Source organism: Shigella dysenteriae (assembly GCF_022354085.1).
GTDB classification, from domain to species: Bacteria; Pseudomonadota; Gammaproteobacteria; order Enterobacterales; family Enterobacteriaceae; genus Escherichia; species Escherichia coli.
The window spans coordinates 2,199,428-2,219,073 of record NZ_CP055055.1 but is presented as its reverse complement, the minus strand read 5'-3'; the positions used below and the strand labels follow the sequence as shown (position 1 = coordinate 2,219,073).

18 protein-coding genes and 1 pseudogene are annotated in these 19,646 nt (G+C 51.2%); 6 read left to right on the top strand and 13 right to left on the bottom strand.

What is annotated here, in order from left to right; genetic code table 11:
• Nucleotide 1: 1 nt before the first annotated feature.
• Together HUZ68_RS25180 and pgrR are read right to left on the bottom strand one after the other, a co-directional pair.
• Nucleotides 2-76: pseudogene (locus HUZ68_RS25180) on the bottom strand (epoxyqueuosine reductase QueH); the annotation flags it as partial.
• Between the two features lie 97 nt (nt 77-173).
• Nucleotides 174-1,073, bottom strand: coding sequence for a DNA-binding transcriptional regulator PgrR (gene pgrR, locus HUZ68_RS10675; RefSeq protein WP_033815782.1), 900 nt, complete (start codon nt 1,071-1,073; stop codon nt 174-176).
• Nucleotides 1,074-1,210: 137 nt separating this feature from the next.
• Between pgrR and HUZ68_RS10670 the strand changes: the two genes are divergently transcribed.
• From HUZ68_RS10670 to mpaA, 4 genes are all read left to right on the top strand, one after another.
• Entirely contained in the window at nt 1,211-2,131 is a 921-nt protein-coding gene (locus tag HUZ68_RS10670) for an alpha/beta hydrolase (RefSeq protein WP_239594182.1), read from the top strand.
• Entirely contained in the window at nt 2,131-3,063 is a 933-nt protein-coding gene (locus tag HUZ68_RS10665) for an alpha/beta hydrolase (protein ID WP_000680618.1), read from the top strand. Before HUZ68_RS10670 ends, HUZ68_RS10665 begins: the two co-directional genes overlap by 1 nt.
• A gap of 17 nt (nt 3,064-3,080) precedes the next feature.
• Complete coding sequence (locus HUZ68_RS10660; protein ID WP_000800184.1) at nt 3,081-3,719, top strand: SDR family oxidoreductase; 639 nt, start codon at nt 3,081-3,083, stop codon at nt 3,717-3,719.
• A 290-nt stretch (nt 3,720-4,009) separates the two neighbouring features.
• On the top strand, nt 4,010-4,738 hold the full coding sequence (gene mpaA, locus HUZ68_RS10655; RefSeq protein WP_000219122.1) for a murein tripeptide amidase MpaA: 729 nt from the start codon (nt 4,010-4,012) through the stop codon (nt 4,736-4,738).
• Here mpaA and ycjG read toward each other — a convergent pair.
• Entirely contained in the window at nt 4,713-5,678 is a 966-nt protein-coding gene (ycjG, locus tag HUZ68_RS10650; RefSeq protein ID WP_024173887.1) for an L-Ala-D/L-Glu epimerase, read from the bottom strand. The genes mpaA and ycjG overlap by 26 nt on opposite strands.
• A 118-nt stretch (nt 5,679-5,796) precedes the next feature.
• Between ycjG and tpx the strand changes: the two genes are divergently transcribed.
• Nucleotides 5,797-6,303, top strand: coding sequence for a thiol peroxidase (gene tpx / locus HUZ68_RS10645; RefSeq protein ID WP_000084387.1), 507 nt, complete (start codon nt 5,797-5,799; stop codon nt 6,301-6,303).
• A gap of 43 nt (nt 6,304-6,346) precedes the next feature.
• Here the strand turns inward: tpx and tyrR are convergent, their stop codons facing one another.
• The 3 genes from tyrR to HUZ68_RS10630 all read right to left on the bottom strand — a co-directional run bounded on the left by tyrR (nt 6,347) and on the right by HUZ68_RS10630 (nt 10,491).
• The gene (gene tyrR, locus HUZ68_RS10640; RefSeq protein WP_001300658.1) at nt 6,347-7,888 is read right to left on the bottom strand and encodes a transcriptional regulator TyrR; all 1,542 of its coding nucleotides are present in this window, start codon (nt 7,886-7,888) and stop codon (nt 6,347-6,349) included.
• Nucleotides 7,889-8,035: 147 nt separating this feature from the next.
• Nucleotides 8,036-9,097: a YcjF family protein gene (locus tag HUZ68_RS10635; protein ID WP_000138728.1), complete on the bottom strand. Its 1,062-nt coding sequence runs from the start codon at nt 9,095-9,097 to the stop codon at nt 8,036-8,038.
• Nucleotides 9,094-10,491 (bottom strand): YcjX family GTP-binding protein, encoded by a 1,398-nt coding sequence (locus tag HUZ68_RS10630; RefSeq protein WP_000825763.1) that lies wholly within the window; start codon nt 10,489-10,491, stop codon nt 9,094-9,096. The genes HUZ68_RS10635 and HUZ68_RS10630 overlap by 4 nt, the downstream gene beginning before the upstream one ends.
• Nucleotides 10,492-10,646: 155 nt before the next feature.
• On the opposite strand from HUZ68_RS10630, the gene HUZ68_RS10625 reads away from it, so the two are divergent.
• Entirely contained in the window at nt 10,647-11,645 is a 999-nt protein-coding gene (locus HUZ68_RS10625) for a LacI family DNA-binding transcriptional regulator (protein WP_000075363.1), read from the top strand.
• A 110-nt stretch (nt 11,646-11,755) separates the two neighbouring features.
• On the opposite strand, the gene ompG is transcribed toward HUZ68_RS10625, so the two are convergent.
• The 7 genes from ompG to HUZ68_RS10590 are packed head-to-tail and all read right to left on the bottom strand — an operon-like array spanning nt 11,756 to nt 19,645.
• Nucleotides 11,756-12,661 carry a monomeric porin OmpG gene (gene ompG, locus HUZ68_RS10620; protein ID WP_000735247.1) on the bottom strand — a complete coding sequence of 302 codons (906 nt, stop codon included), beginning with the start codon at nt 12,659-12,661 and terminating at the stop codon, nt 11,756-11,758.
• A 44-nt stretch (nt 12,662-12,705) separates the two neighbouring features.
• Nucleotides 12,706-13,788, bottom strand: coding sequence for an ABC transporter ATP-binding protein (locus tag HUZ68_RS10615; RefSeq protein WP_000057966.1), 1,083 nt, complete (start codon nt 13,786-13,788; stop codon nt 12,706-12,708).
• Nucleotides 13,789-13,801: 13 nt separating this feature from the next.
• On the bottom strand, nt 13,802-14,461 hold the full coding sequence (pgmB, locus tag HUZ68_RS10610; protein ID WP_096937110.1) for a beta-phosphoglucomutase: 660 nt from the start codon (nt 14,459-14,461) through the stop codon (nt 13,802-13,804).
• The gene (gene ycjT / locus HUZ68_RS10605; protein WP_239594181.1) at nt 14,458-16,725 is read right to left on the bottom strand and encodes a glycoside hydrolase family 65 protein; all 2,268 of its coding nucleotides are present in this window, start codon (nt 16,723-16,725) and stop codon (nt 14,458-14,460) included. Before ycjT ends, pgmB begins: the two co-directional genes overlap by 4 nt.
• Nucleotides 16,722-17,777 (bottom strand): D-glucoside 3-dehydrogenase, encoded by a 1,056-nt coding sequence (locus HUZ68_RS10600; protein ID WP_001343853.1) that lies wholly within the window; start codon nt 17,775-17,777, stop codon nt 16,722-16,724. Before HUZ68_RS10600 ends, ycjT begins: the two co-directional genes overlap by 4 nt.
• Nucleotides 17,778-17,786: 9 nt before the next feature.
• Nucleotides 17,787-18,575: a 3-dehydro-D-guloside 4-epimerase gene (locus HUZ68_RS10595; protein ID WP_000690230.1), complete on the bottom strand. Its 789-nt coding sequence runs from the start codon at nt 18,573-18,575 to the stop codon at nt 17,787-17,789.
• Between the two features lie 17 nt (nt 18,576-18,592).
• Entirely contained in the window at nt 18,593-19,645 is a 1,053-nt protein-coding gene (locus HUZ68_RS10590) for a D-guloside 3-dehydrogenase (RefSeq protein ID WP_089627563.1), read from the bottom strand.
• Nucleotide 19,646 lies beyond the last annotated feature (1 nt).

Sequence of the window (19,646 nt, the reverse complement as noted above, 5' to 3'; positions counted from 1 at the left end):
CAAAGCACATAGAACACCGAACACTACGTTCGGGCTTCGCACGTTCAAACCAGTTTTCGGTATCATAATCAGCATCTGTCGCCATTGTACGAAGAATAAAAAATAACCAAAACGTTGAAAGGAACTGAGAATACGTTAAGAGAAGAATTAAATTAATGTATCAGCAAGTAGTGCTAAACAGCACCTTTATACTTCAGCCTATCTATAAATAATGAGAATGCCGAGCCAGCATGTCGACGGTGTGGATAGTACAGGTGATAACCGGGTAAATCTGGTGTGAATTTATCCAAAACACGTATCAGTTTTTTTTCTTTAATAGCCCGCTCAACCTGATCATAAGGTAGATACGCCAATCCATGCCCATCAATTGCAGCATCAATGATCAGGTCTATCGTATTCAGTAAAAGCTGACCTTCCATGCGAACACGAACTTCGCGTCCACCGCGTATTAATCTCCAGCGATTTGCTGTACCCGATGTGGGAAGATACAAATTAACTGCCTGATGATCTATTAATTGTGACACTGACGTTGGAACACTTCGGCGAGAAAAATAATCCGGTGAGCCAACAATAGCCATTGGTATATCTGGCCCGATTCGAATGGCGATCATATCTTTATCCATCTCCCCACCCAGACGGACGCCTGCATCAAAACGTTCAGAAACGACATCGGTCAAACCATAATCAATGGTGAGCTGAATATCAATTTCAGGATGCGATTTCAGGAATGTGCGCATTGCTGGTAACAATATCGTTTTTGCTGCATGTTCTACAGTAGTAATACGTATTGTCCCGGATGGGCGGTTCTGCAGATCGCTCAGGGATGTCAGGGCAGAATCTATGTCATGCAACATAGGGCCAAGAACAGACAAAAGATGCTCGCCCGCTTCAGTTGGTACAACGCTGCGCGTAGTTCGCGTCAGAAGCCGCAATCCCAATCGTTCTTCTATACGGCGCACTATCTGGCTTAAAGCTGACTGCGCCATGCTCAGGCGGGCTGCTGCGCGAGTGAAGCTACGCTCCTCTGCAACGACGACAAACGCCATCAGATCAGCGATTTCTTCACGCTTCATTCAGTATCTCCATACAATCTATTAATCATTTAAATGATAGGTCTAATCATGATTTTGGGTCTAATCAACTTAATGATCAATATCTATAGTCATATCACCAACCGTTAAAACGAACCGACAACTCCATGAGGAACGGAATGATGAATAATAAAGTCAGCTTCACTAACAGCAATAATCCAACCATCTCTTTGTCTGCAGTGATCTATTTCCCTCCAAAATTTGATGAAACCCGTCAGCATCCGGCAATTGTGGTATCTCACCCAGGTGGGGGCGTTAAAGAACAAACGGCCGGAACTTATGCCGAAAAACTGGCGGAAAAGGGATTTGTCACTATCGCTTATGACGCATCTTATCAAGGTGAAAGTGGCGACGAGCCGCGTCAGTTAGAAAACCCATACATTCGTACTGAAGACATCAGTGCCGTGATTGATTACCTGACAACGCTTTCTTATGTCGACAATACCCGAATTGGTGCGATGGGAATTTGTGCCGGTGCAGGATATACAGCCAATGCTGCAATTCAGGATCGCCGCATCAAGGCCATCGGTACCGTTAGTGCGGTCAATATTGGTTCGATGTTCCGTAATGGTTGGGAAAACAATGTGAAATCTATTGATGCCCTGCCATACGTTGACGCGGGTTCAAACGCCCGAACCAGCGATATTAGCAGCGGAGAATATGCCATTATGCCACTGGCACCAATGAAGGAGTCCGATGCGCCGAACGAAGAACTGCGTCAGGCCTGGGAGTATTACCACACCCCTCGCGCGCAGTATCCAACAGCACCGGGTTACGCTACTTTGCGCAGCCTTAACCAGATTATTACCTATGATGCTTACCATATGGCGGAAGTGTACCTGACTCAGCCGACGCAGATTGTGGCGGGCAGCCAGGCAGGGAGCAAATGGATGAGTGACGACCTGTACGATCGAGCATCAAGCCAGGATAAACGCTATCACATTGTTGAAGGCGCAAACCATATGGATCTTTATGACGGCAAAGCCTATGTGGCTGAAGCAATTTCAGTATTAGCTCCGTTCTTTGAGGAAACTCTGTAATGAAACATATTCAAATCCGCAATAGTGATATGGCCTGGCATATTGCTGCCAATATTCAGTTTCCACCAAATTTTGATGAGTCAAAACAGTATCCGGCGATTATCAGCGTCCATCCTTTTGGCAGTTGTAAGGAGCAGACGTCTGGCAATATCTATGGCAAGGCATTGGCTGAAAAAGGCTATGTCGTTCTCGCTTATGACGCCAGTTTCCAGGGAGAATCTGGTGGGGAGCCTCGTTGGATAGAAGATCCGACACAGCGCGTAGAGGATATTAGCCGTGTTATCGATTATGCAGTAACTCTGCCATATGTTGATGCTGAACGCATTGGCGTGCTGGGTGTGTGTGGGGGGGGTGGCTATGCCATTAATGCCGCGCTGACAGAAAAACGAATTAAAGCTGTAGTGAGTATTACGGGTGTTAATATCGGGCGTCTTTTTCGGGAAGGTTTCAGCAATTACGATCCGATTGGCGCATTGAATGCAATGGCGTCGCAACGAACCAAAGAGGCTCGTGGTGGAGAATTACAGATCAACGAATTACTTCCCGCCAGCCTGGATGCAGCAAAAGCCCATGGACTGACCGAACGCGATGTTTATGAAGCAACTGACTACTATAAAACACCACGCGGGCAACAACCGGGAGGTGCGACAAAAATGTTGTTCTCACATGCACAGAAAACGCTGGCCTGGGATGCCTTCGCATTTACTGAAGTGTTACTGACTCAGCCGGTGATGGTAGTAGTTGGTGAAAAAGTCGGTGCCTTCGGTGCTTATCGTGATGGACTGGAAGTCTATGGCCGGGCGATGGTTTCGCAGGATCGTCAGTTAGTTTCATTACCCGATTTCTCACATTATGAACTGTATGACAAACCGGAAGCAGTTCAGGAGGCGCTGGAAAAAGTTATTCCTTTTTTCAACACCCATCTGGGATAAGTTTCATGAGAAATATTATGAAAAATGTACTCATTCTTGGTGCTGGCGGTCAGATAGCCCGCCATGTGATTAATCAACTGGCAGATAAACAAACCATTAAACAAACTTTATTTGCTCGTCAGCCAGCAAAAATACACAAACCCTATCCAACTAATAGCCAGATTATTATGGGGGATGTACTGAATCATGCAGCACTGAAGCAGGCCATGCAGGGACAGGATATTGTGTATGCCAACCTTACGGGGGAAGATTTAGATATTCAGGCAAATTCAGTGATCGCTGCGATGAAAGCCTGTGATGTTAAACGTCTGATCTTTGTTCTTTCCCTCGGTATTTATGATGAAGTTCCAGGAAAATTTGGCGAATGGAATAATGCAGTGATTGGTGAACCCCTAAAACCATTCCGCAGGGCTGCGGATGCAATTGAGGCTTCTGGACTGGAATATACAATTCTTCGCCCTGCCTGGCTGACGGATGAAGATATTATTGATTATGAGCTTACCTCACGCAATGAACCATTCAAAGGTACGATCGTATCACGTAAGAGTGTCGCAGCATTAATTACAGATATCATCGATAAACCTGAGAAACACATTGGTGAGAATATAGGCATCAATCAACCCGGGACTGATGGCGATAAGCCATTCTTCATGTAAATCAATTATATAGCTACCATCGTACTGTACTATGTGCAGTACGATTTATTAAACTTATTAAGGTGAACTGATCAATCAGATGCGATTAACATGTGTAGAACCAGTAAGAATAAAATACGCCATGTATATAACATTACGACAATTCTAATATCTGCACATCAATGAAAATGCAAACAACTTCCGGCAAAAAAGTGATACAAGCTCGATGACATAGCGTTGAAGAAAAGGATTTGATAATCCGCAAAATTTGCACAACACTGCCTGTAATACTTCCTGAACCAGAGACGATCATGACCGTAACCCGCCCACGCGCCGAACGCGGCGCATTTCCGCCCGGAACAGAACATTACGGACGTTCATTATTGGGCGCGCCGTTAATCTGGTTTCCGGCCCCTGCAGCCAGTCGCGAAAGTGGTTTGATTCTGGCTGGCACTCACGGTGATGAAAACTCTTCGGTCGTCACGCTCTCCTGTGCTCTGCGGACTTTGACACCTTCTTTGCGCCGCCATCATGTGGTGCTGTGTGTGAATCCTGACGGCTGCCAGCTGGGGTTACGGGCCAATGCTAATGGTGTGGATTTAAACAGAAACTTTCCGGCGGCGAACTGGAAGGAAGGTGAAACGGTTTATCGCTGGAACAGCGCCGCTGAAGAACGTGATGTCGTATTACTGACAGGTGACAAACCTGGCTCCGAACCTGAAACCCAGGCGCTGTGCCAGCTTATACACCGCATTCAACCTGCCTGGGTGGTCTCATTCCACGATCCACTGGCCTGTATTGAAGATCCCAGACACAGCGAATTAGGCGAATGGCTGGCTCAGGCGTTTGAATTGCCTCTGGTAACCAGCGTCGGTTATGAAACGCCTGGCTCTTTCGGCAGTTGGTGTGCAGATCTCAACTTGCATTGCATCACCGCAGAGTTTCCGCCCATCTCCTCCGACGAAGCCAGCGAAAAATATCTCTTTGCGATGGCAAACTTGCTGCGCTGGCATCCTAAAGATGCAATTCGCCCGTCGTGAACTGAAGCGCCGGTTCCACATCTACCGCCAGCCAGGTCGGTCCGTCAAGATCGGCGAAACTGACCTGCGGCACCAGCGGTAAAGCGGCGCTAATGGCCCGAGAGGTACACAACATGCAGCCCAGCATCAGACGAAAACCTTGTGCACGCGCTTCAGTCGCCAGCGCCAGCGCTTCCGTCAGACCCCCGGTTTTATCGAGCTTAATGTTAACCATCTCATAGCGCCCTTTCAGCGCCTTCAGATTGCTACGAGTATGACAACTTTCATCAGCACAAATCGGTAACGGATGAATAAAATTCTCCAGTGCCGCATCGTCCTGCGCAGGAAGCGGTTGTTCAAGCATAGCAACGCCTAAATCCGCCAATAGCTGGCAACGTGCCGCCAACCCTTCTGCACGCCAGGATTCATTTGCATCAACGATCAGCGTGGCATCGGGCACAGCTGTGCGAATTGCCACCATCCGCTCACTGATAAGATGGTTATCCAGCTTCACTTTCAATAATTTCGCGCCGGCCTGCCAGAGTGTTGATGCGCTATTGGCCATCTGATCAGGCGTACCGATGACTACCGTCTGTGCAGTGGTGACTGTCCCGGGAAGCGTTATGCCGATCAAATCAGCCAGCGATTGCTGCTGTTTTCGCGCCGCCAGATCCCACAATGCACAATCCAGCGCATTACGTGCTGCGCCGGCAGGGAGAATTTTTTGCAACTCCTCCCGTGTCAGCCCTTTCTCTAATTGCGGTACGACGCTCATAATTTGCGCCATTACCGAGGCATCACTTTCTCCATAACGCGGATACGGCGTGCATTCGCCGGTGCCTTTAATACCCTCTTCTTCCAGTTCAACCACCACCACGCGCGCTTCACTGCGACTTCCCCGGGCAATCACAAACGGGGTATGTAAGGGCCAGGCTTCCTCGAATACCTTAACGGTTCTCATCTTTACTCCTTGTTGTCGCGGTGGTCTGCGGATTAAGCGCAAATAGCGTTTGCTGTGTTATTGACAGTTAGCATAAACTAGATGTGACGTTAACTATATGTAAACAGGAAAGATAATCATGTCACAAACCGTTCATTTCCAGGGCAACCCGGTTACAGTCGCCAACTCCATCCCGCAGGCGGGTAGCAAAGCGCAGACTTTTACTCTCGTGGCAAAAGATCTGTCTGACGTCACCCTCGGTCAGTTTGCGGGTAAACGCAAAGTGCTGAACATTTTCCCGAGTATTGATACCGGTGTTTGCGCCGCATCAGTACGTAAGTTTAACCAACTGGCAACCGAGATCGACAACACCGTTGTGCTGTGTATCTCTGCCGATCTGCCGTTCGCCCAGTCTCGTTTCTGCGGCGCAGAAGGTCTGAACAACGTTATCACCCTCTCCACTTTCCGTAACGCTGAATTTCTGCAAGCCTACGGTGTGGCAATTGCTGATGGCCCACTGAAAGGTCTGGCAGCGCGTGCCGTTGTGGTTATTGATGAAAATGACAATGTGATTTTCAGCCAGCTGGTGGATGAAATCACCACCGAGCCGGATTACGAAGCAGCTCTGGCTGTACTGAAAGCATAAGTTAATATGCCTGATGGTGTTGCACCATCAGGCATATTCGCGCTTACTCTTCGTTCTTCTTCTGGCTTAAGCCATATTCCCGCAACTTATTGGCAATCGCGGTATGTGAAACGCCGAGACGTTTTGCCAGTTTGCGCGTGCTGGGATAATTGCGATAAAGCTGGGTTAATACCGAGCGTTCAAAACGGCTGGTGATTTCGTCCAGCGAACCTTCCATCGCATCTTCGCCCACGGCTACCGTTGCGGCGTCATAATCCGGCAACAAAATATCCTGTGGACGCAGCTCATAACCGTCCAGTTGTGTCAGTGCGCGATAGATAGCGTTCTTTAACTGCCGCACATTTCCCGGCCACGCATAACGCGTAAGTACAGTATTCAGGTCAGCGGCCAGTTTCGGACGCGGCACGCCCTGCTCGTCGGCAAAGCGGGCGACGAACAGCTCAGTTAACGGCATGATGTCCTGCGGACAGTCACGTAGCGGCGGCAGATTGAGCGTCAACACGTTCAGACGATAATAGAGATCTTCACGGAACATGCCTTTTTGCACCAGTTCGACCAGATTCTTCTGCGTAGCGCAAATCACCCGCACATCGACATGCACCTCATGGTCTTCACCAACCCGACGGAAAGTACCATCATTAAGGAAACGCAATAATTTCGCCTGCATCCGCGGTGACATCTCACCTATTTCATCCAACAGCACCGAACCACCGTTCGCCTGCTCAAAGAATCCTTTCTTCCCTTCCGGAGCATGACCAAACAGTTCACTCTCGACCGCATCTTCCGGTATAGACGCACAGTTCAGCGCCAGGTAAGGTTTGCCCGCTCTGGGGCTTGCCTGATGGCAGGCGTAGGCAAAGAGATCTTTACCTGTACCTGTGTCACCCGTAATCAGCAGCGGCGCGCTTAGCATCGCCAGTTTCTGCGCCTGTTCGACAACGTGCTTCATTTTCGGGCTGACGGCGACAATTTGACTGAAGGCGCTGACGTCCTGGGCGGCGACATTTTGCAACTGGCGGCCCATACGAATCGTTGATCGCAACATCACCACCGCACCGGTCAGGACGTGTTGATCATTTTCATCCTGAAGATAAACAGGCGTAATCTCCATCAGGAAATTCTGCCCATTAATAACGACATGCTCGTTATGCGAATCTTGCGGTTCGCTTTCCAGCCAACGTAAAAAATTAAAGCCGTTAATCAATTGTGCGGCGGTATGGTTGCGCAGGCGATCCAATTTTTGCCCAAAAAGCTGACAGCTCGCCGGGTTCGCCATATCCACTTTGCTTTTCATATCGACAGAGAGCACAGGTTCAGGCAACGCCTCCAGTAACGCGCTCAACGCCAGATGCTCACGTTCGGAAGGCATCCACGGGACAGTACGCACATCGGTAACACCTGCAATACGGCGTATTTCGGCCATCAGACTGCTGAAACTCTCAAACTCCAGTTCAGCAAAATTGAGGTAGATTCGCCCAATGGGATCAATCTCAATACCGCGTAAATCAATGCCTCTTAGCACGAGTAGATCGAGTAATTCGCGGGTCAGACCGAGTCGGTCTTCACAAAAGACTTCCAGACGCATGGGAACCTTCACCTGAAAAAAGAACAATTAATATGATGATATGACACTATTTGGATAGCAGGAAGGTTTCTGTCAACAATCATTGACACAAAGACGGAAAAACGGGCACTTCGGCGTAAAGATATCCGGTCAGCACCCGATATTGCATTATTTTTCGCTGGGCGTTTTGCCTTTTTGCAGCGTTTCTTTTACCTGACCGATAAGCTGACGACGGAAATCCCCGAGGCGAGGTTTGTCATCATCAATCCACGGCAGCGGGCGGCAAAGCTCCATAGCTTTAATCCCGAGTCGTGCCGTCAGAAGTCCAGCACCAATTCCCTGAGCTGCGCGGGTAGACAAACGAGCAGCGAGATCTTGCGACATCCAGTCCATCCCCACTTCGCGCACCAGTTCGCTGGCTCCGGCAAAAGCGATATTCAGCAATACCAGCTTGAACAGGCGCAAACGGCTGTAATACCCCAGTTCAATGCCATACAGCGTGGCGATGCGATTAATCAAACGCAGATTGCGCCAGGCGATAAATGCCATATCCACCAGCGCCAGCGGGCTGACCGCAATCATCAACGTTGATTCCGCTGCCGAACGGCTGATTTCGCGCCGCGCCTGGGCATCTAAAACCGGCTGGACCAAATGCGCATACAAACTGACCACTTCACGGTCGTTTTGCGTTTCATGGATTGAGGCATACCAGCGTTGCAGCGCCGGATGTGACTGATCGATGCCCGCCTGCTGCGCCAGTTTTTCGCAAAATGCGCGGCCTTTGCCGGTTCCGTGGCTATGCAATAAATCACGCGCTTCGTCGCGTTCATGGGCGCGCTGTCGCAAGCGCCATAAGCGCCGCCACTCTGTTACCACAGAACCTACGCCAGCGCCGATAATCAATGCCCCAGCGGCACATCCACCCAGCGCCACCCAGTCCTGAGTTTGCCAGGCATTCATTGTCCACTGTACACCCTGCCCGACAACGCTTGCGCCAAACAGAGCCAGCCCGCCCATCACCATTTTGCGCCACAGGCTGCGTTTCGGACGTAACGCTGCGTCCATTACCGCTTCGACTTGCCCCTCTTCTTCCTGCGCTTCGTCGAGCGTGGCCGGGGCAAAATTTTGCGCCTGATTTTCGTCAAAGGTCTGCTGCGCCCTGAATTTTGGATTCTGATCGACCTCCAGCGGACCGTCGAAATCAATACGTGGTTTTAACGGTTCGGTCATCGCAATTTATCTCCTATTAAAAATTCCAGCGCGGCATCAAGACGAATATGCGGCAGCGGTTTGTCGACATCCATCACCTGCGGGCGAAACGCTTCAAACTGGAACCCTTGCTTGTCCCAGAACGCCTGACCGGGCAAACGCGCAGGAACTTCACCGGGGTAAACGGTGAGAGGCGCACCATCGCTGAGCCGGTTACCGCGCAATGCCGGAATTTTCTCGCCGTTGACATCAATAATGCCGCTGGTGGTCGCCTGCACCGAGGCCAGCCCCAGGCAATCCATACTAATCCCTTCAAACGCCGCATTTTGCCAGGCATCCTGAATCAGTTGTTGCAGCAATGAAACCATATTGGCGTGCTGATCGATGGTCACATGGTCCGCTTTAGTGGCAGCAAACAATAGCTTATCGATAACCGGCGAAAACAAACGCCTGAACAGAGTACGCTGCCCGTAGTGGAAACTTTGCATCAGCTGCGTCAGCGCCAGACGCATATCATTAAATGCCTGTGGCCCACTGTTGAGAGGTTGCAGGCAATCCACCAGCACAATCTGGCGGTCAAAGCGCAGAAAATGATTCTTATAGAACCCCTTCACCACTTTCTCGCAGTAATAATTAAACCGCTCGCGCAGCATTCCGGCATTGGTGTGCTTATCGGCCTGCGCCAGTTTGGACTCGCCCCAGGCATCGACATCCGGCCACGGGAAGAATTGCAGCGCGGGCGCACCTGCCATATCTCCCGGCAAAACAAAGCGCCCAGGCTGAATAAAGTGCAGCCCCTGCTGTTTACAGTGGTGGAGATAATCGGTCCACGCGGCGGCAATGTCTGCCAGCCGGTTTTCGTCGGCAGGCGCTAGCGGGTCCAGCCCTTCGCACATCATTCGCCATTTCGCCGACCATTCGCCGCGCTGACCATTAAGTAAGCCCGTCATCTGGCGCGACCAGCTTAAATAGTCCTGCGCCAGCATCGGCAGGTCGAGCAACCATTCGCCGGGATAATCCACAATCTCCAGATACAGCGTGGAGGTATCCTTAAAGTGGCGTAGCAGCGAATCGTTCGATTTAAAACGTAGCGCCAGGCGAATTTCGCTGACGCCGCGCGTTGGCGTTGGCCAGGCAGGTGGATCGCCATATAACTGCGCCAGTCCTTCATCATAGGTGAAGCGCGGAATGCCAAAGTCACGCTGGGGAATGCGTTTTACGCCCAGCAAGCGCTCTTCACGCACCGCACTTAACAGCGGCAAGCGTGCTCCGGCATGAATATTAAGCAACTGATTAACCATCGCGGTGATAAATGCTGTTTTGCCGCTGCGGCTAAGTCCGGTTACAGCGAGGCGCAGATGTCTGTCGACACCCCGATTCACCAGCGCATTGAGTTCATTTTTAAGTCGCTTCATTGCTGTCCTGTGCTGCTTTGAAGACCAGAAAAAAAATCATTCATAAGGATATGAATGTGGGGGCCAGGCCATTGATTATCAACTACCCGTGTTGTCATCGACGGGCGAACTCCATAAGATGTGCAGCATTCACGTTCGGACGGAGTTCCTGACCTATGTCCCCTACTATTTATGATATTGCCAGGGTTGCAGGCGTATCAAAATCCACCGTATCACGCGTGCTGAATAAGCAAACTAATATCTCCCCGGAAGCGCGCGAAAAAGTGTTACGGGCCATTGAAGAATTACAGTATCAGCCAAACAAGCTGGCCCGCGCGCTGACCTCTTCGGGTTTTGATGCCATTATGGTGATTTCTACCCGTTCGACCAAAACTACGGCGGGTAATCCGTTTTTCTCTGAAGTTCTACATGCCATCACCGCCAAAGCGGAAGAAGAAGGTTTCGACGTGATATTGCAGACGTCGCACAACCTGGCAGAAGACTTACAAAAATGTGAAAGCAAAATTAAGCAGAAAATGATTAAAGGCATTATTATGCTAAGTTCGCCAGCGGATGAGTCATTTTTTGCCCAACTTGATAAATACGATATTCCTGTCGTGGTGATTGGCAAAGTTGAAGGTCAATATGCCCATGTTTATTCTGTCGATACCGATAATTTTGGTGACAGCATTGCGTTGACCGATGCGTTAATTGAAAGTGGGCATCAAAATATTGCCTGCCTGCATGCTCCGCTTGATGTCCATGTTTCAGTGGATCGGGTAAATGGTTATAAGCAAAGTCTGTCCGCGCATAATATTGCAGTGCGTGATGAATGGATTGTTGACGGCGGTTATACCCATGAAACAGCACTGCAAGCCGCGAGAGAATTATTAAGCCAGTCACCGTTGCCTGAGGCGGTGTTTGCCACTGACAGCCTGAAATTAATGAGCATTTATCGTGCGGCAGCAGAGAAAAATATTGCTATTCCGCAGCAGTTAGCGGTGGTGGGTTATAGCAATGAAACGCTGTCATTTATTTTAACGCCTGCACCGGGCGGCATCGATGTTCCGACGCAGGAGTTAGGTCAACAAAGCTGCGAGTTATTATTCCGCTTAATTTCTGGAAAACCGTCACCACAGAATATTACCGTTGCCACGCATATGACGCTGAAATAAATACCAGCGACCTTGCCTGAATGCCGGATGCGATGCTGGCGCATCTTATCCGGCCTACATTTATAGATCGGATAAAGTACTCGCGCCGCATCCGGCAATTTAGCCCATTATCAGAACGAGTAATTTACGCCGACACCTGCATAATGGAATTTATCGCTGTCGCCTTCGTCGTGATCCTGCCACTCAAACGCGTATTCCAGCGAAACGGAAAGACCATTCTGGAAATCATAACCGTAAAATAAACCAACACGGTTAAAATCATGGCCTTCACGTTCAATATCATCCTGCCAGTCCCAGTTACTCCAGCGATCCAGCCCAATGCGCGTATACGGCGTCACCGAGTGATTGCCGAGCGTCAGCGGCAAATAGGCGCGAATTTCTTGCGTGGAAAACTCACCGTTATTGCGGCTGTCGTCCATATTGAAGCCGCGCTCGAGATAATAGTTCACTCGCAAAGCAACCGTTTCGTTGAAGGTATATTGCAGACCTGTTTCCGTTTCGACACGGGTATCAGCGTAACCGGTCGTGTTCAAATCGTTGGCAAATTTATACATCGACAACCAACCGTTGAAACGTAAATCGTCAGTCAGTTTCACATCCCAGTCTGGCGCGATTTTCCAGCGCTGCATATTCGCCGTGTCTTTACCCGGTTCATCAACGTAGTGATAACCATAATTACGGAAACCGCCGGTCAGGCCGAAACTGAAATCATCGCTTTCGAGGAACTGATAATGTACCTCCAGCTCCGGGCGATCAAACCACGTTCCACGTTTACCCGCGCTATAATCTACCGGCCCTTCCTGATAATAGGCCAGAGAAATTCTCCACGGCCCGTTGGCGGCATTAAAGTAGACAGAAGGCTCCGCCAGCCCATCCATATCTTCGCCATAACCCTCGACGTTTTCTATTTCGTACATCGCGCCGATATTAAAGTGCCAGTCGTTCTTTTCCTCGGCCTGTGCGCAGGCCATTCCCGCACACATCACCAGTGCGGTACAGGGTAATAACTTTTTCATTATTGTTCCTTGTATTATCCTGGGGGAATGCCTTCCCCCTGTATTTAGCGAATTGCTATTTCCGTTTCTGCATCAAAGAAATGACATTTCGTCATATCAAAATGAATGGTGATATTTTCTCCTGCATGATAATCATTTAACGCACCAGCACGGACCACTAACTCGTGCCCCCCAACCGTGGTGTAGAGCATAAATTCCGCACCGGTTAATTCTGCCACGCTAATTTTGGCGGAAATGTTATTTTCTTCTTGCGCGTCCGGATGAATATCTTCCGGGCGTATTCCCATCACGATGGGCTTATGCAAACTTTCCTGTGTTTTCAGAACCGCTAATTTCTCTTCGGGTATGGTTAATTTAAGCGTTTCCGTAACGAATTTATCGCCATCGATCGTGCCGCGAATAAAATTCATCGCAGGCGATCCAATAAATCCGGCTACGAACATATTCGCGGGTTGGTTATAAACCATTTTCGGCGCACCTACTTGCTGAACAATCCCGTCCTTCATAATCACAATCCGCGTCGCCATGGTCATCGCTTCGGTCTGATCGTGGGTCACGTAGATCATGGTGGTGTTCAGTTTCTGATGCAGCTTGCTGATCTCTGCGCGCATTTGTACGCGCAGCTTGGCATCAAGGTTAGAGAGCGGTTCATCCATTAAAAACACGCCCGCTTCGCGCACAATCGCCCGCCCGAGCGCCACACGCTGGCGTTGCCCGCCGGAAAGCGCGCCCGGCTTGCGCTTCAGGTACTCACGCAGGCCGAGAATTTGCGCCGCCCAGTTCACCCGCTCATCAATCACCTCTTTGGCGATTTTTTGCATCTTAAGGCCAAACGCCATGTTGTCGTAAACCGTCATATGCGGATACAACGCGTAGTTCTGGAACACCATTGCGATATTGCGTGCTTTGGCTGGAACGTCATTCATTCGTTTGCCGTCGATCAACAGATCGCCGCCGCTGATCTCCTCAAGCCCGGCAATCATGCGCAGGGTGGTCGATTTACCGCAGCCCGACGGGCCGACAAATACGATGAACTCTTTATCGGCAATTTCCAGGTTGAAGTCCTTCACCACATGCACCTGGTTATCGTAGATTTTTTGAATATGTTGTAACGAAAGCTGAGCCATGTTGATTCCTTTGCTATACGTTTTGCCAGAAGGCCGATAACCGCGGCCAGGTGAGTGATTTCGTTGAAGGCAACAGTAATTGCGCCCCGGTTAAGCCCGCGCCGATCCCCACCGAGCGCATACCGCTGGCGTTAATGGCGTCAATGCCCGCCTGCGCATCTTCAATGCCGATACATGCCTGCGGCGGCACGCCCAGCCCTGCACAGGCGGCAAGAAAGATTTCCGGGTCCGGTTTCGAGTTTTTAAGTTGGGAAGCATCCGCGCAGAAGGTGAAAAACTCGCGCAGCTCCAGCGCCGCTAAAATCGTCGGCGCATTCAGGGAGACAGAAGCCAGCCCAACCGGGATCTGCTGTGCACGGAGCTCTGCCAGCAAATTGCGAATACCGGGCAGCACAGCATTAACCGTCAGCTCGCGCAGTGAGTGGACGTAAAGCAGATTTTTGCGATACGCCAGTTGCGCCAGCTCCTGCGGGTTAAAGTCGCCCTCTTTGCCCCCGTGTTGCAGAATGCGCCGCAGAGACTCATCGCGGCTGATCCCTTTTAGGGATTCGTTAAACTGCGCATCAATGCTGATGCCAATTTCAGCGGCAATCTGCTGCCACGCCTGGAAATGCAGATGCGCGGTATCGGTGATTACACCATCCAGATCGAAAATTACCCCTTGCAGTTTCATTCATCCTCCTGATGCGTGGTAGCGGTCCCATTGAAGGGCAAAATAAAATCACCCAAACAGAAAACAGATTCTTCAGCCACGTATATAAGCTGACCGTTCAAACGCAGTGAAACGGGCGCAGAAGTTCGAATCGCAATACGCTGCGCGTCGAGAGTGACCTGTAATTCGCAGCCCTGCCAGAACAGAGGGAAAGACAACTGTTGCCACTGCTCAGGTAACGCCGGATTTAGATGCAATTCACCGTCACGCACGCTCACCCCGGCAAAACCCTGAATCGCCCCCAGCCAGATAGCGCCAGTTGCGGCAGCATGGATACCATCATCACAACTATGCGGATCAGCACCAAGATCGATTTCAGTCCCCTCGCGCCAGAACTGATAACTTTGGGTCAGCAGGCCACAGCGTGCGGCAACAATGCCGTGGATTGCTTTACTTAATGACGAGTCGTGAATGGTACGCGGTTCATAAAATTGCAGATTGGCAAGACACGATGCCGCTGAGAACTGCTCCGGCAGCATGTAATTGAGCATCACCACATCAGCTTGTTTGAGGATCTGCATCTCGTTCACTTCTGCGCGTGAATAATCCAGCAGTATGGTTTGCTTCCCCGCCGCCGCTTTGTATTTCGCCAGATTAATCGCCGGCTTAGCCATAAACGAATCATCCTGCGGCAAAACGCCGTCGGGCTGAATTTCTGGCAGCCGCAGTTCTTTAAGGAACATTTCGGCGCGATGAATAAACGCGTCGTCGCTACAGCCAAACTGGCGGGCAATACTCAGCGCCTGCTGGACGTTGTAATACGCCATATAGCTGGTGAAGGCGTTATTATTGACATGTTCGGTATATTCGTCTGGCCCAATAACATCATGAATTTCCAGACGGTCGTTAACCCTCACCGCGCGGCTAATCCAGAACTTTGCAGTTTCCAGAAGTAGCGCCATGCCTTCATGAGCAATGAAACTTTCATCCCCCGTGGTCTGCCAGTATTGAATAACCGCCCAGGCGATATCGGCCACCAGATGATGTTCCGCCTGCGCCGAGGCCACTTTTTGCCGCAGCCCGGTACGAATGTTAATGGCGGCAAATTCTGGCGTCTCTTCTTCGCCGCTGCGCGCGCTTTCCCACGGAAACAGCGCGCCCTGCCAACCATTGCGTCGCGCTTTCTCCTGCGCGCCAGGCAAGTTGTGCCAGCGATAACGCAGTAAACTTCGGGCAACCGTCGGATCGCTAAACAGATGAAACGGTAGCAAAAATACTTCTGTATCCCAGAAAACGTGGCCTTTGTAGCCTTCGCCGGTTAAGCCTTTTGCCGCAATACTGCTGCGCTCGTCGTGAACCGGCGTCATGATGCGCAGATGATAAAGCGCATAATCTAACGCTTGCTGATCGTGCGCATCGCCGCCATTTACTGTGATACGACGTTTCTGCCACCATTGACGCCAGTTTTCTGTTGATGCTGCAAGAAGTTGGTCGTAACTCTGCTGCGCGCACATTTCAAGCTGGCGAAGCGACGCGCTGCCCCACTCGTCTAAAACGGCTTGCCTGTCATCCCGCCAGTCGATCCACACCAGTTTTTGCAACGTCACTGTCTCGCCTGCATGAAGCTGCGCACTGGTATGTTGCAGCAAACGGCGCTCTTTGGCGGTATAGCATTGCTGCACATCACCGCTCACCTTACAGCAACAGCTGATGGCCACATCACTGCGTCCATCCTGGGTGGTGTAGATCCCCTGCATCAGATGCTGACCAAACACCCGCACCTGGGTTTCGTCGAGATGTTGGCGACCGTGGTTGGTTTGCGTGGCGTCGATACCTGTTGAAATCAGCACTGACGCGTCAGCGTCCAGTGGCGTAATAGTGATTTCCAGCGCAATGAGCGGCAGTTGGTCTGCCGAAACAAAGCGACGGCTGGCGATGGTGTAACGCGCGCCGTTGCTGGTACACCAGACAACGCTGCGCCGTAATTCGCCACTGGCAAAGTCAAGCTCACGCTGCCAGGCTTCGCGGGATAATGAGAAAACCTCACCATTTATGACAATCTCCATCCCCACCACATCGGGCAGGTTCACCAGTTCGTTGATTTCACCTTTACCCGCCCGATGATAAAGCCCCGCCAGATACATGCCGCGCGTCTGGCGCGTGTAATCTTCTTCATGGCTGGCGCGAAGCCCAAGATAGCCGTTCCCCTGCGCCATCAGTGATGCATACTTGTTCAGGGTATGCTGGCTGAAATGGGGTTCTGATAACGTTACTGGCCTGGTCATAATTCCACACGCGTCCCTGTTTCTGCGGATTGATACAACGCCGCCACCAGTTGCTGGATGATGTACCCCTGCTCGGCGTCGGCTATCATCACGGGCTTGCCCTGTACGTGATTGATAAAGGCTTCCATGCTGCGCAAATGGCGGTTGTCATCCGCCATTTCCCGTTGCATCAGAGTCATTAACTCACCGTTGTTATCGGTGTAGATATGCGCTGGAAACAGCGTCGCACCGGCTTTATCACCACAAAAGCTGACGTTCATAATCGACTGTTCGCGGATGTTGAGCGCAAATGACGTTTCCAGCCACAGAATGCCGCCGTTATGAAATTCAATGGTGCCAAACAGCGAATCTTCGACGCTGTAAGTTGCCGGATCCCACTCGCCAAATTGACCACAGCTCTTTTGCGTGCCGATCTTTTGAAAGCTATGCGCATTCACGCTTTTCACCGCCGGAAAGCCCAGTACATACATCGCCGCATCCAGCATATGAATGCCGATGTCAATAAGCGGCCCGCCGCCCTGCAATTCTTTATTGGTAAAGACCCCCCAGCCGGGAACGCCGCAGCGACGCAGGGCGCGGGCGGTGGTAACGTAAATCTCTCCCAAAACGCCGTTGGTCACCTGTTCACGCAGCTGTTGCGTATCGAGCGCAAAACGATGGTGAAAGTCGTAGGCCAGCACCTTGCCCAGTTTGCGCGCGGTATCGCACATTTCCCGCGCCTGTTCTGGCGTCATGGCGGGCGGTTTTTCGCACATCACATGGCAGCCCGCTTCCAGTGCCATCAGGGTATGTTCGTAATGAAAACGGTTAGGTGAGCAGACGCTAACCACATCAGGTTTCACCGCCAGCAGCATGGCCTGCGGATCGTCCCACACGGATGCATTACCGTATTTATCTGCCAGCGCCTGCGCCTGGGAAAGGCGGCTGTCACAGACAGCCACCAGTTCCAGATCGTTGCGGGTGCAGTAGTACGAAGCATGAACTTTATCCGCCACCTGGCCCGCGCCTATGATCGCGACCCGCAGCGGAGAGCTTGTCATTGCACTTTTCACAAAGACCTCTTAGCAGGTACGCAACCAGGCCAAAGAATCACGGTACGCCTGGGCAGGATCTTCTGCCCGAATGCGCCCTTCATACACCACATAGCCCTGATAATTATCGGCGCGCAGTTGTTCAAACAGCGCGTGGAAATCCAGGGTGCCGCTGCCCGGCTGATAACGATGGTTATCGGCAATATGCACATGACCGAGCAGGTCGCGGTTGTCGTGCAGCGCCTGCGCGAGGTTATCTTCTTCGATATTCATGTGATAGAAATCGCCGATAATCTGCACATGTTTAAGATTGTTTTCGACGATGTAACGACGAGCATCGGCGAGGGTGTTGATCATATGATCCTGATAGCGGTTTAACGGTTCGAGATACACCACGGTTCCGGTACGCGCGGCGACCTGTTCCAGTACGCGCAGGGAATCACTCACCATTTTGCGGTCGCCGTCCAGGCTACGCGGCGAGGTCATCGGCGGTAAGCGGAAGGTAAACATGCCCCACGCTGCCGGAACGACGATACCTTTACCCCCCACTTCTGCCAGCGCTTCGAGAATGCGTTCGATCTGCTTTAAGCCATTAAGACGACGCTCTTCGATAAAGTCACCAATCCAGCCGTCATAGCCGCCGCAGGCGGTGGTCACCGGTAAACCGGTTTCTTTGATTGCCGCTTTGACTTCTTCGATGTTGTTGACCAGCAGTTTGCCGTCAATCTCAAAACCATCGAAGCCCATCTCTTTGATATAACGAAATTTCTCCAGAATATTTTCCGGGAAGAACGCCTGATTCTGTGTGCCTATTTTCATTTTTTCATTCCTTTGAATTAAAACGTGACGCCCATTTTGATGCTCTGTTCCGGATGCTGATCGACATACTGCATGTAGCTTTCCGGGCTGTTGGCAAAGGTCACTACCGGATCGATTAAATCTTCGCAATTGAGATAACCGTTCATCAGCAGTTTCCAGCAGGTTTCTTCAATACGCTTACGGCTCCAGCGCGGATAATCCGGGTTCGGTTCGCTGCACGCGCGGGAGAAAACAATTTTGGCGTTATTGAAATGCGCTTCGCGTCCGAGGTTAAAACCTTCAGCAAATGGTTTGGCAAACGCGACATAGGAGATGGTGCCGCCGTAGGCCAGACCGCGCAGTGCCGACTGCAGCGCGTCGGCGTAACCGCTGGTTTCGATAATCACATCGGCACCCTGCTTGCCGGTCAGCGTTTTGATCTCTTTGCCTACGTCAGTGCCAATGGGATTAAGGCAGAAATCCGCACCGTGACGACGAGCAATATCACAACGATGGGCAATAGGATCGACGCCAATTACCACCGACGCGCCAGCGCGTTTAGCCAGTTGGATGGCAATTTGACCGATCGCGCCAAGCCCTACCACCACGACAAAATCCCCTACGCGTACGTTGGCATCGCGAACGCCACTCATGGCGAACTGCGCCGGGTCGTAGCAGACGGCGTTTTTCCAGGAGCTGCCTTCCGGCATTTTGCGCAGCTTGTAGTTATTCACTGCGTTAATGATGACCGTCTCGGAGAGCGGGCCGTAGCCGCATACGCTGTCGCCCACTGCGTAGTCGGTAACGTCGCTGCCGCACTCGATAATGTCGCCAACCACCATGTTGCCAAGCTGGATTTTGCCAAACTCAATGCCGCGCGGCGCATCTGCCGGACGCGGGGTGAACATCTGCCACTCGCCGTTAAAGTCTTCATCGATAAACGGGCTGGCGGCGCGGAAGTCGACCACTTCCGTTCCGTGTTTCGGTGCGCCGAAACGCACGCGGATCTTCACTTCATTGGCTAAAATCGCCCGATCTTCATACTCAACCAGCGCAGCAACGCGCGGTGCTGTGGCTACTAACTTTTTCATG